Source organism: Rubidibacter lacunae KORDI 51-2, assembly GCF_000473895.1.
Classification (GTDB): domain Bacteria; phylum Cyanobacteriota; class Cyanobacteriia; order Cyanobacteriales; family Rubidibacteraceae; genus Rubidibacter; species Rubidibacter lacunae.
Map to the genome: position 1 here is coordinate 1 of NZ_ASSJ01000050.1, position 12,651 is coordinate 12,651.

10 protein-coding genes are annotated in these 12,651 nt (G+C 52.7%); all 10 read right to left on the reverse strand.

Annotation, left to right across the window (positions count from 1 at the left end):
• Nucleotides 1-144 precede the first annotated feature (144 nt).
• Entirely contained in the window at nt 145-861 is a 717-nt protein-coding gene (locus tag KR51_RS09365; RefSeq protein ID WP_022607113.1) for a metallophosphoesterase family protein, read from the reverse strand.
• 424 nt (nt 862-1,285) lie between these two features.
• Nucleotides 1,286-2,221: a ribulose bisphosphate carboxylase small subunit gene (locus KR51_RS09370; RefSeq protein ID WP_022607114.1), complete on the reverse strand. Its 936-nt coding sequence runs from the start codon at nt 2,219-2,221 to the stop codon at nt 1,286-1,288.
• Nucleotides 2,222-2,236: 15 nt separating this feature from the next.
• The gene (hisI, locus tag KR51_RS09375) at nt 2,237-2,722 is read right to left on the reverse strand and encodes a phosphoribosyl-AMP cyclohydrolase (RefSeq protein WP_022607115.1); all 486 of its coding nucleotides are present in this window, start codon (nt 2,720-2,722) and stop codon (nt 2,237-2,239) included.
• Nucleotides 2,723-2,943: 221 nt separating this feature from the next.
• A complete protein-coding gene (locus KR51_RS09380; protein ID WP_022607116.1) occupies nt 2,944-4,581 on the reverse strand; it encodes a nucleoside recognition domain-containing protein in 1,638 nt (545 codons plus the stop codon).
• Nucleotides 4,582-4,681: 100 nt separating this feature from the next.
• Nucleotides 4,682-5,806, reverse strand: a complete 1,125-nt coding sequence (locus KR51_RS09385; RefSeq protein WP_022607117.1) for an NAD(P)/FAD-dependent oxidoreductase — start codon at nt 5,804-5,806, stop codon at nt 4,682-4,684.
• Nucleotides 5,807-6,255: 449 nt separating this feature from the next.
• Nucleotides 6,256-6,525 (reverse strand): hypothetical protein, encoded by a 270-nt coding sequence (locus tag KR51_RS09390; protein WP_198016743.1) that lies wholly within the window; start codon nt 6,523-6,525, stop codon nt 6,256-6,258.
• A 58-nt stretch (nt 6,526-6,583) separates the two neighbouring features.
• Nucleotides 6,584-8,446, reverse strand: a complete 1,863-nt coding sequence (thrS, locus tag KR51_RS09395) for a threonine--tRNA ligase (protein ID WP_040655789.1) — start codon at nt 8,444-8,446, stop codon at nt 6,584-6,586.
• Between the two features lie 144 nt (nt 8,447-8,590).
• On the reverse strand, nt 8,591-9,229 hold the full coding sequence (gene folE, locus KR51_RS09400; protein WP_022607118.1) for a GTP cyclohydrolase I FolE: 639 nt from the start codon (nt 9,227-9,229) through the stop codon (nt 8,591-8,593).
• 910 nt (nt 9,230-10,139) lie between these two features.
• A complete protein-coding gene (locus KR51_RS09405) occupies nt 10,140-11,435 on the reverse strand; it encodes a J domain-containing protein (RefSeq protein ID WP_022607122.1) in 1,296 nt (431 codons plus the stop codon).
• 50 nt (nt 11,436-11,485) lie between these two features.
• Complete coding sequence (locus KR51_RS09410) at nt 11,486-12,190, reverse strand: ComF family protein (protein ID WP_022607124.1); 705 nt, start codon at nt 12,188-12,190, stop codon at nt 11,486-11,488.
• Nucleotides 12,191-12,651: the final 461 nt, after the last annotated feature.

Sequence of the window (12,651 nt, forward strand, 5' to 3'; positions counted from 1 at the left end):
CCCTAGCTAGTTTCTAGCGTACTGAGAGGAGTCTTTGCATTCCGGTGCAGAATTAATTTTCTAGGAGGTCACACCTGCCCAGGCTTGGGCCTGCTTTTACCCAAACCCTTCTCCCTCTGTAGTTGAAGAAAACCTTGAAACGCCTCAAGTTTTGTCTTGGCTGTAGGCAACATTTTTAAAGGTGACGCAGTTATTGGCGGGATTATAGAGGGTGTAGGTTGCCTGTCTCGGAGTTCGTCCAACAGCCCCAGTGCCAACAACGCGGCGGGCTGTTTTCCCCTCTTGCTGCTGCTCCTGCTTCCCGCCCAGAGTGGTGACTGTAGAGCGGAGTTTGCTGGGGGTTACCCAACATTCAAAGGCCAGCCCCGATCGCCCACAGAATAGGTTGTTGGCATCTGCACGGATGAGGCGATCGCACAACTGAACCGCGGGTGTGTTCGGTGTGAGTTCATCAGCATAACTCACTGTACTTCCATGAATCATTAAGCAGTCTAACTCGTGAAAGCCAAAGTGATGCGAACGCAACCACCCCACCGACTCACGCGATACCGATTCCCACAGGTGCTTGACCCCATCGCCACCAAATTCTGCCATCAACTCGGGAGCATCAGGCGAGCTACTAAGCCCGTGCAAGCTAAAGCATTGCTCTTCCCACCAACCGATGCAAACCTGAGGTTCTAGTTCTCCCGAGCGGGGCGATCGCAATCGCTCGATCGTCGCCTCATTATTTCCCTTTAGCCCTACTACATCTCCTATGATGTATAGATCGGTGACCGGGCTGCGCTGCCGTCGAATATCCTGCAATACCGCTTCATAGGCTACTAAATTGCCCTCAATACCACTCAAAATTGCCCATTTCATTAGCCTGCTTCCTCGAAAGCAACTAGATTATCTCAGACTTTTAGCAACGGAAGGGGTATGGAAAAACAGAGTTTTCATGTCCCTAAATGCTAATCTTCATGCCCTCAATCCGCCCTCACGCTCGAACTTGGCGAACTTGCTTATTCTTGCCCTGATGCACAATCCTCAATTGAGTTGCTTTTCAACCATTCCGACTGGTCAACCGGACGGTGATTCGCTGCTATTTTAACCCGATCCATCAGCTTTAAACGGCCCGACAGCAGCGCAACTTTACAAGAGTGAATGATACATTCGCGATTGGCTTTCGGTAGTTGAGATGGAAGTAGCCGATCGACAGGATGAATTGGTTTGCCAGCAAAAAAGGTGATGGATAGATGTAAGCACCATCTTATAAACAACTCATCATAGATTTGACCTGCGAGGCTTACTCAGGCTTCTGAATCGTTCGTTCCAACTGACGCCGTTTCGCCCTGGGGTCAATGCCTAACAATCGCACATAGTCGCCGGGACGATCCGCTAAAAACTGCTCCACCTGGTTGAGTACCCGGGCTTCATGATCACTAGCAATTGTAGGACCGCTCTGCCATGAGCCTGCTTTAAAACGGCGGGCATCGGCAAATTCCAGACCAATGTGGTGTCCTAAGCGGAGTTGTTGCTCGATAACATCGACGATGTCTGCTCTCAAAGAGCGAGCCATCGGGCCTTTTAGAGGCATCGATTGGAAACCCTTAGTGGATGAGGAATCCTGCGAAGCCGTGACGCAGGCAATGTCGTTCGCGCAGCGGTACCCAGCTCGCAGGGACTGGTTGATTTCGACCACATGATGAGAAAAAGTGCGATCGCTCTCATTGGCATCCGGTAGTCGATCGGCAGCCTGTTGGGTTGTAATCACCGCTCCTGATGGCACATACTTACCGCGAGGAATCTCCACATCCTGTATTAGGGCGTGCATCATCACAATGCAGCCGTGGCCTACCTGGGCGTTGAACACTGTGGAGCGAAAGCCAATAAAACATTCATTCCCAACGTAAGCCGGTCCGTGGATCAACGACATGTGGGTAATGCAGGTGTCGTGGCCTATCCACACCGAGTAGGGTTCCCGATCGTCCCCTAAGACACGCCCCTGCTCTAACCCATGGATAACCACTCCATCCTGAATGTTGGTATTCGCCCCAATGTAAAAGGGAGACCCTTCATCGGCTCGAATGGAGGTATTGGGAGAAACGATCGCATTTTCGCCCAGCCGTACATCCCCAATCAAACTGCTCTGGGGATGGACATAGGCAGATGCGGCAATGGTGGGCCGATCCCGATCGCTGTCCCAGGGTGTTGGTGGAGCGGGTTGATGACGGAGCGGCATGTAACTCTCCTTGGTTCAAAGTTGAGTGGGATTGGGAGCATTCCCATAGACGGCGATGGGGTCAAACGTTTTGGTGGTTTCCGTAAACGCGAGCGCAATGGGGCGACCCGCCTTAATATCACCCTCACCAGGAGATACCTGACGGTAAAAGCAAGAGCGATAGCCCACATGGCAACTGGCCCCTGTTCCAGCTACAGCGACCTTCATCCACAGACAATCCCGATCGTCATCAATTAGCAATTGCTGCACGGATTGCATCAGTCCACTAGTTGCGCCTTTATGCCAGAGCTGCTGACGACTGCGGCTGTAGTGGTGGGCTTCGCCCGTTTCAAGGGTTTTCAGCAACGCCGCTTCATTCATATAGGCGTGCATCAGTACCTCGCCGGTTGCAGCATCTGTGGTAACCACAGGGATGAGCCCATTCGCGTCAAACTTGGGGGCCAAGAGCATCCCTTCTTCGACAACTTCAACTGAAGTCCGGTCAGCAAATCGTGATGGCATGGCACGACAGACTGTAAGAATAATATACATTATTGCATAGTTTTGCGAACTACATCGGTTACAACCTAGGGCAAACGCATACAGATTTCTGTGCCACGATCGAATTTAGGGTTTCAGCATTCTGGAGTGCTTGAACTGAGCTCTCCGTTCTCAACAAGTCCCGCTAGAGTCTCGCATTTTGCGACGATCGAACTGAGATTCTGAGTTTGTGTTTCCCCTAGTTACAACCAGTTGCCTACCCAGGCCAGAAGCATTGAAAAAACGATCGCGGCGCTCGCCTGACGAACCATCAGCACTATTGCAAACCGTACCGACTGTTCGCGGGCAATAGTCAGTGCGGTGACCAGGCAGGGCAGCAACACCCCGGTCAGGTACACGCCCGTCAAAATTTGCAGAGGTGTTAGTACCGCTAGGGTATCTGGTTCGGCAAAGAGCAGCAGTCCGTCTTTGCGAATCGAGGCGAAAATAACAGGTAAAGCTGCTTCTGGAGGCAGTCCAAAAAGCCCCATTAAGGGATTAATCCATCCTGCTAGAGCGGCAATTAGACCAAACCAATCCAAGACTGAGGCGACGATCGCGATCGCGAAAAAGATGGGAATTGCATTCGCAAAAAATTGGCTGAGGGTACATTGGGTTTCGCGCCAGATGGCTGACCAGCGAGGTATTTCCAAAAATGTGCGCCGTTCAATTATCAGGGTATTGTGCATAGAACGGGTTGCTTTAGGCGCAATCAGACGGGTGTAGATCGACGTGGTCAGGGTTAAATAGACCAGGTAGGGTACCACTAAGCCGGGCAATTTGGCGGCGCTGAAAACCCCCAAGGTGGCGCCGAATTGGTAGGAACAGGCGGAACCAAAGGCGATCGCACTCACACAGGTCTGCCGAGAACAACTGGAACAGGCGCGAGTGCTAATCACGGCGGGCACATTGCAGCCAAATCCCATAATGACCCGCACCAAATCTCGCCCGGATAGACCGAAAGGTCTCAGGAGTGGATGCAGCGCCTCGGAAATGCGTTCCACTAAGCCGCTAGCCTTGTATGTTCCTAAAAACAGGGCATACAGAATCACCGTAGGTACCGCCCAGACAAATAACAGCGGCCCCATCGAAACTAAGCCATAACGGCCAATCAGAATTGCCTCTAGCAGCGAGGGTGTCTGGGATAGGAAATTGACCAGAGGGGCTAATCCGATGTGTATCAGCGGATCGAGCATGCTCGCGACTCTATTGGCGACCCAAACGGCAATGATGGCAGGCAACAGCAACAATAAGATGGCCAGCAACCCACCCCAACGGGGGTGTTCCAACGAAGTAGGCGCGGGCTCGATCCGCCATCCCACCGGAATTGGGTGCCATTGCTGGGGAAAGGGGGCTGGAGTCTGCAATGCCTCTAGAATCTGCTGGTGTTGCCCCTGGCTTAAATGACGGGCATCCACAGGAATAAACCTCACCTGGGAGGCTTGCTCCCAACGGTCCAAAACTTGCTGGATGAAGTCAGAAGGCAAAATTTTATCCCAGAAGGTGATGACCACCAGCCCTTGTTTCCCGGCTACTAGCGGTAGCAAATCCGCCAAGTCATCATCAATATGGGTCGCTTTAACAACCAACAAAATCCTGTCATGGGTCTGGAGTTGCGCTAGAGCGGTTCGGGTGGTAGCGGTGTCGGAACGAAAGAGGATACCTGGGGTGTCGATCAAGGTATCGTTTCTGGTCTGATAGGTTTCGCAGGCGATCGTCGAGCCTTGAATGTTAGTGCTGACAGGAGAACGCCCCGCGAGCGCTGCTGCCAGCTCGGATTTTCCTGTACTTTCTTTGCCGACAATTACGGTGCTGCGTTGGGCAGGCGGGGTAGTGGGCATGGGTAGGGAAAGGAAAAAGTTGCCAGTTCTTGGTTTTGAGCTTTGAGTTGGCGGCTGAGTAGAAGAAATCAAAACTCAAAATTCAGCATTCTGAACCTTGCTAACAAATGCAGTCATTGCTGCAGCAGGAGAGGTCATCGAGGAAAAGTCCGCCCTCGCGGTAGGCATCAAGGGGGCTGGGGTCAAGACCAAGGCGATGGGCGATCGCATTGGCCACCACCGCAAAGCGTTGGCGAAACTTGTAGATGAAGCAAAAGATCAAATCCCCATGGCGCACGGAAGGTCCTGTGACAAAGAGGCCAGGGGTGAGCGTGGATTCATCGTTCTCAGTGAGGGCAGCATAACCCTCGGACCAATCAAATAGGGACACAATCTGTTTCAAGCTGGTGTCGAAGCCGGTGCAGAGAATGGGGGGATGGGCTGTCGTCCACTGCTGATATTCGCTGTAGACTGCGTAGCCCCCTGAAATAGGTCTGACTTCCTCGATGCTGGCGTTACCGACCATATCCAGGCGGCCTGTGCGGTAAACAAACTCCAATCGCTGAAGCGTGTAGGGGGAGAGGGCAATGCTGGGGTCGGTGTCGGGATTAGCCCAAGCCCCGGTGCGATCGAGCACGCCGACTTTCTTACCCAGCGCTACTAAATTGGCAGCGGCATCCATACCGCTTTCGTACCCGCCGATGATGATGAATTCGTCGCCCTCCAGACCCGCCCACGATCGAATTTGAGTGTTGTGGATGCAGTGCTCTGCCCCCAGAAAGGGATTGAGATGGGGATATTGATATTCCCCAGCGGCCCAAATGACAAACCGGGCAGACAGGTCACCGTTGCTAGTGCGCAGAGTAAAGCCTCCCTGGGGCAGAGGCTCAACGGTTTGTACATCTACTTCTGTTTGGATCGGCAACTCAAAGCGATCGGCAACGGTCTGCAAGTACAACGCGTATTGCTTACCGCTGATGTGCTCTCGCCGAAAGGCGAGAGCAGGTGAGGTATTTAAGGTCACTGCATTCAGGTCGAGCAATCCAAAACCATGACTTGGGAATGAAGGAGTAATGAATTTCATCTCCTCAGGCCAGCGGCTGAAGGATGCTCCAACCTGGTGTCTTTCTAAAACTGTGAAGCGCTCTAGACCCAGTTCTTTAAGCACAACGCCACAACCAATGCCGGCAGCTCCGGCACCAACGATCGCTACGTCATAGGACCGATCCGCTTGGGATTGCTTCACACCGGTTTACTCGAATCGATATTATATGAAAATGATAATCATTCTCATATATTTTGTCCAGGAGCTTGGAAGGTGACAGCGTGCCAAAGCCTTTTCTGTGGCTTTTTTCAGGTTCTAAAGTTGCAGAGCAATTTGTTTAAGGGACTGCGAATTTTTGCCGCCGGGACGCCATAGTGTGAGTCCCCGGAATAGCATCGGGACCTGCAGGCCGTTCGAACTTGAAACCAGATCGCACCTGATGCTAGAAGGGTCTGCCTAGTCTCGATCCTGAGGATTCGTCACCTGTCTGACACAAGTGCCTCAAGCCATGCAAGCTCGTGGCAAGATTTCAAGGATTTCAGGAGATTTGTCAGCCAGCCAGGTTCGTTACTCCCTGATGTCTGCGATGGAGGATGCAAGGTATAGAAAAAGATTCCGGGCTTGCCCGCTGTTCGAGTCAGGCCCGGGTTTCATACCATCAGCATCAACGCTGCAGTTTTCAGGCTGAAACCGATGCAAACTGCGGCCAAGGGCTGACCACTTACGTTTCTTTCTAGGGCAAATAGATCGCACATCATCAAAAAAATGTCTTGTCTTTCTGCCAACTTTGCCAATCGTTCTCCGATCGGATCGCCCTTTCGCAAAACGAAGCAGTTGTCATCCAAGAAGAACATACACACAACTTCAGCTCCATGCACACCCACTTTAGCTGCGGCAGAATCATTTGCTCTAACTTTCAAGTTTCGCAGCGAGGATGGGTAAAAACATAAGCAACTTTCATTGCACTTTTATCTCGATCTAAATTTGTTGTTTGTTGATAACTGAATGCTGCATTTTTCCCTGAAGTTCTGACAGCGTCAATGCTCCGATTTCTCCTGCTTGACGGGTTCGTACACTCAAGGTCTGGTTTTCCACTTCCCGTCTGCCAATAACCGCAACCATTGGGATCTTCTCCAACTCAGCCGAGCGTATTTGCTTGCCTAGTCGCTCGCCACTAGTATCGACTTCTACTCGAAAGCCTCCTTCTTGGAGTTGTCGAGCAGTTGCCTCAGCATAGGAACGATGCGCGTCACCGACTGGCAGCAAGCGTATTTGCACGGGCGCTAGCCATAGGGGGAAAGTACCCGCATAATTCTCCACCAAAATCCCAAAAAAGCGCTCCAAAGAACCGAAAATGGCCCGATGAACCATAATCGGGCGCTGGCGCGTGCCATCCGCCGCCACATAGTTCAAATCAAACCGTTCCGGTAAATTGAAATCCACTTGAATTGTCGAACATTGCCAGAGTCGCCCAATGGCATCTTGAATTTTGATATCGATTTTAGGTCCATAAAATGCGCCACCGCCTTCATCGATCGCATAGTCCCAACCCTTAGTATTTAATGCTTCTACTAAAGCATCGGTAGCGAGTTGCCAAATGCCATCAGTTCCAACCGATTTAGCAGGACGGGTCGAAAGATTCACTTCATACTCGGAAAAACCAAAGTCCGATAAAATTTTCTCCGTCAGATTTAGCACTCCTAAAATTTCCTGTGCCGCCTGCTCTGGGAGACAAAAGATGTGAGCATCATCCTGGGTGAAGCCCCGCACCCGCATCAACCCATGTAACACCCCCGATCGCTCGTAACGATAGACTGTCCCCAACTCTGCCCACCGGACCGGCAGCTCGCGATAGGAATGCAATCGGCTTTGGTAGGTCAAGACATGGAACGGGCAGTTCATGGGTTTGAGCTGATATTGCTGCGCTTCAACTTCAATGGGGTCAAACATGTTCTCCCGATAGAAGTCGACATGACCTGATCTTTTCCACAACTCCACGTTTGCTACATGGGGGGTATATAACAGGTCATAACCTGCTGCCAGATGCGCCGAACGCCAGTAATCCTCAATCAACAACCGCATCCGCGCACCCTTAGGATGCCAGAATACTAACCCGCCTCCCGCATCTTCTTGGATGCTGAATAAATCCAACTCTTGTCCCAGCTTCCGATGATCGCGGCGCTTAGCTTCTTCTTTCTGCTGTAGATAGGCTTGAAGTTGGCCGGGGGTTTCCCAGGCAGTACCATAAATCCGCTGCAACTGGGGCTTGGTCTCATCCCCGCGCCAGTAGGCTCCGGCCACACTTTCCAGCGAAAATGCATCGGGGTGAATATCTCCCGTAAAGTTTAGGTGTGGTCCTGCACAGAGATCCCACCACACCTCCGTGGGGGGCACAGTGATTGGATGAATTAAGGATGGTTCGATCTCGGGATGTGAGGCAATCCCCACATCTGGGGAGCCAATAAAGTAGCGGGTAATGGGTTCATCAGCAGGAATGCTATCGAGAATTTCTTCTTTGTAGGGCTCCTGGAGTGCGATTATTTCCGCTCGAATGTCTTCCCGGTTTACGACCTCTCGGATAACAGGCAGGTTTGCTCGAACGATCCGCCGCATCTCTATTTCAATTTGCTCTAAGTCTTCAGGGGTGAAGGGTTTAGGGCGTTCGAAGTCGTAGTAGAATCCAGTCTCTGTCCAGGGACCGATCGTGACCTTGGTTTCGGGAAATAGGGTTTGCACCGCCATTGCCAAAACGTGGGCACAAGTATGCCGAATCCGCAGCAATGTCTGTGGGTCACCTTGAGGGCAAGAGGATTGTTGGGAAGATTTAACCGGATTCAGCATATCCAATCGAAACGAGAATGGTTATCATTCTCAATTTAGCATTGTGCATCATGTCTGCGCTCAGGAAGACCAGCGGGTAGATCGGTGTCGTCCTGTTAGTCTTGAGAGATTGCTGGAACCAACTCCATGGTGATGAGAAATTCCTCAGCGCAACGGTGGGGTATGGCGAATCAAATTCATAAACTCCTGACGGGTGCTGTCATTCTCTGCAAAAACCCCTTGCATGGAGCTAGTCACGGTCCAAGAACCGGGTTTTTGTACCCCCCGCATGACCATACACATGTGGGTTGCTTCCACCACCACGGCAACCCCTTGCGGTCGCAATAGTCCCTGCAAAGCACTAGCAATTTGTTGGGTCAGCCTTTCTTGTACCTGCAAACGACGGGCATACATTTCACAAATGCGTGCAATTTTGGATAAACCAATGACTTTGCCATTGGGAATGTAGGCAACATGAGCGCGTCCCAAAATAGGCAGGATATGGTGTTCGCATGAGCTAAACAAGTCAATGTCACGTACCAACACCATCTCATTGGCATCTTCGTGGAATATCGCCCCATTCAACAATTCATCCAGAGACTGGTTGTAGCCGGAGGTTAGAAACTTGAGGGCTTTAACAACACGTTTTGGCGTGTCGCGCAGACCTTCGCGGTCGGGATCTTCCCCTAAACCCAAGAGCAAGGTGCGGACTGCTTGCTGCATTTCCTCCTCCGAGACAGGGGCTTTAGGTTCGGTAAGGATAGCTTGCTTGCGGATATCGTCGGGCAAGTTGGAGAAGTCCATACGTAAGTCTTAGTCAGCAAATGAGTTAGTAACGTATTCGTCGAACAATTCAGGTGAAGGCTGCAGGGCGATCGCGAGCTTAGTTTCGGGGAAAAAAGTCTGCACCGCCACTACCAAAACGCGGACACTAGAAATGTCGAATTATCAGCAACGTCTGCGGGTCGTTCTGAGTGCAAGAGGATTGTTGAGAAGATCGGCCCGAGCTCAGCATAGCCAGTCGAAACGAGAATGATTATCATCCCCAATTTAACATTAGGTATCACGATTGCGTTAAGGAAAACCAGCAAGCACGTGATCTACGCAAAAGCCATAGCGATTGATACTCACTTGAGTTGCGAGGCTGTATAGTTTGTTTTTTCAATGTAAGCTGCCAGAGAAATAACCCAACTAGGAGACTGCAACCCATGTCCAGACAAAAGCAAAACCTTCTGAAGCCAACCAGCTCCTCAACCAACTCCTGCAGCATCGATCCGGTCTCAGGCAAATCCTTGGAGAGAATGGTCTGCTCGAGCAACTCACCACCCCCTTGGTCAAATACGCCCGCCTGCGAACCCCATGGCAAGTCGGCTCTGAAGACCGCTCCCGTGCTACGTCAACTGACCTGTCTGCGACCGACTTGGCGAGACAAGTCTGCAACAACTTCGCAGCAAGGGTTTCAAGCCTTGTGGCAATTCCCAACTAGCTGGGGCTATTGAGATCGCACAACGGGAAATCAAGGCTTTCGAGCGCCCTAAAAACCTGCCGATTTTACTCGCCAAAAGATAGCTGGGAAAGTCAGCTCTGCGTAAGTCCAAATCCCGTTCCCGATGCTGCAGCTATCCGAACTGACGCTCGCTCGGTCATACATTCCGAAGCTCGTATAGTCCTGAGGCGTTGGGTGCGACCTGCCTCAATGGGATCTCATCTGACTTTACGTTGCGTGCATCGTCGCGAATACGAAGTACGAGCAGAAACCACTAACAATACCCATTAGGGGAACGGTAAGAGCTGCCGCGCGCTCGGAAAGATTGGTAATCTGCGTGCAACCGCTGTAGAGCATTAACACCCCATAACTGCCGACAAACGCCGTCAAGATCAGCATCAGCGCGTTCGGCAATGCAAGTCCATTGGCCAATCCGAGCAAACCCACTGGCAGCAGCACCGCCCCGGCTAAAAATACATCCCCAGTCCAACTCCCGGCTTGCCGGGCGAGCGACCGCGCGATCGCACTCGTTCCGGCAATGCCAGCAAAAGGAATCGCGCCAAGCAAGAGCAATTGCAATAGCGACAGTTCCCAAGACTGTCCGAGACCAATGCCGCTTGCAAAGCACAAATCGGCGATCGCCCCCAGTCCGATGCCAACTCTCCCCGCTCGGCGGTCGTTCAGACCCGTATAAGCTGGCAGCAGACCCCCAATTGGATCGCGCCCCAAGTGCCTTAAGACGCCTACTATATCCCAGTAGCTTTCGCGGACCGAAATTGCGAGCGACCGGATTGAGAAACTGCCCAGCCTGAGGGGCAGCCAGCTCGCACGCGCGAGGGTTTCGATCGCCAATTTGTAGCCGGCTTCATCCCCGCGCAAGCGACAAAGTTCGGCGTATTCGCGCCAATCATTTACTGCGCTGGCACGGTTCTTGAGCTCGTAGTGTGCGATGCCACGATAATAGAAGGCCTGGGCATAATCTGCCTGCACCATGAGTGCCTTTGAATAGGCTTGAACTGCCGACTCGATATAGCCGAGACGCTGGCGGGCGCGCCCGCGAAAGAAGTATGCTTGCGCGCACTCTGGCTGGAGCTGTAAAACCTGCTGGCAGTCTTCCAACACCTTGCTGTCTTGCCCGAGCTGGCTGTAAGCGTCGCAGCGTCGCAAGAACGCCTCCACAAAACGCGGATTGAGCGCGATCGCGCGTCCGAACTCCTCGACTGCACCAGCATAATCGCGCATCAATACTTTCTCGATGCCTCGTACGTAAAACACCTGCGGGCTAACACCCGGGGTCGCCTGCGCGCGCTCGAGCTGGCGATTGTACTGGTAACGCTGCACGTCATCGGAAAGCACGTCGTAAGCTTCGCGCAGCACGCGAAACGTCTCGGCAGCAGTAGGATTGTCCGGTTGCAAGTCGGGATGGTGTCGGCGTGCCAACGCGCGGAATGCTTGCTTAACCTCCTGAGCGCTCGCGTCGCGGGAGATCTCAAGAACCTCGTAGTAATCTCGATGTTTAGGCATCGGTATCAGATCCTTCGAACGCTCCTCATGGTATCTTCCTCATCCGCCCATCAGGACCTATCGCGATCGCGCGATCGCGGCGATATTTGTCCTGCCTGCCCGGCAAGTGCCGCAACAGCCACGCCGGCCACTCGCCCGCCTGCTCGAATCAATACTTTCTTAGCAGCTCGCGTCGTCGCGCCTGTAGTGTAAATATCGTCCAAGAGTAATATCGGAGCGCGCGGCAGGGGCCTGCCACTACCGAGTGCAAACGCTTCGGTCATAGCCTGCTGGCGGCCGGTGGCATCGAGTCCGTAGAGTGCCTCAGTGGCCCGGACGCGAACCAGTACGCGCGGCTTTAGCGACAGACCGGTTATCCGCGCGAAGCTCCGTGCTATCAGTTCGGCTTGGTTGTATCCGCGCTGCCGCTGTTTGTCGGGATGCAGGGGGATTGGCACGACTGTCGCTGCCTTCAGGTCGCGGGCGATCGCGGAGGTTCGCCATACTTCGCCCAGCCAGTCCCCCAACAGCGTGCCGAGTTCCGGTCGACTGTCGTACTTGAGTGCCGCGATCGCGCGTTTGAGCGGGCCGCCGTAACCACCCCAAGCAAACACTGGCTCGCGGCTGCACCAACGGGCGGCGCAGTTGGCAAGCTGGCAGCTTTTCAACTGCCGCGCGCAAGCCGCACAAACAACTGCCTCCGTTGCACGATTGCATAACGGACATTGCGGCTGCCACAGCAACGCCTGAATTCCTCGGGATAGAGTTCTCAGCATGGCGCTCTCAGCTTAGCTCACGCAACCTCGAACGCCGCCCCCTGCTATCACAAGACTGCGTGGAGTTCGATCGAACAACAGTATCTACCAAGCGCCATGCTCGAAGCAGAGTCGTAATTCCCGCAAACCTGCTTCCCAGCAGCTCTAGCCTGGATCGGTCACGAAGATTTTGACGAGCCTCAAACCATTGCTCTGACTAGGCTCCAATCTACTTGTATAGAAATGCACTGTCATTGAGCGAAAAAGTCTGCAAGCCCTGCAAGGCAAAAGTTTAGGGTCTCCGCATAAGAGCTCATGAATAATCCAGGATAGAACGCAATATCCCTGCAAACTATCATATTCAACCCCGAGAACGACTTGCGGTTCTCGACATCGCACCCGAAGAAGCGCTGGAAAAATCTTCTTGATGGAGGTCCGAATGCTTGGTCCTTTCGGACTGGGCATATCCGACGCTAACCTTT

Coding starts and splice junctions, on each gene's coding strand:
- KR51_RS09405 (WP_022607122.1), bottom strand. CDS start 11,435: ATGCCTAAACATCGAGATTACTACGAGGTTCTTGAGATCTCCCGCGAC.
- KR51_RS09365 (WP_022607113.1), bottom strand. CDS start 861: ATGAAATGGGCAATTTTGAGTGGTATTGAGGGCAATTTAGTAGCCTAT.
- KR51_RS09410 (WP_022607124.1), bottom strand. CDS start 12,190: ATGCTGAGAACTCTATCCCGAGGAATTCAGGCGTTGCTGTGGCAGCCG.
- folE (WP_022607118.1), bottom strand. CDS start 9,229: ATGGACTTCTCCAACTTGCCCGACGATATCCGCAAGCAAGCTATCCTT.
- KR51_RS09380 (WP_022607116.1), bottom strand. CDS start 4,581: ATGCCCACTACCCCGCCTGCCCAACGCAGCACCGTAATTGTCGGCAAA.
- hisI (WP_022607115.1), bottom strand. CDS start 2,722: ATGCCATCACGATTTGCTGACCGGACTTCAGTTGAAGTTGTCGAAGAA.
- KR51_RS09370 (WP_022607114.1), bottom strand. CDS start 2,221: ATGCCGCTCCGTCATCAACCCGCTCCACCAACACCCTGGGACAGCGAT.
- thrS (WP_040655789.1), bottom strand. CDS start 8,446: ATGCTGAATCCGGTTAAATCTTCCCAACAATCCTCTTGCCCTCAAGGT.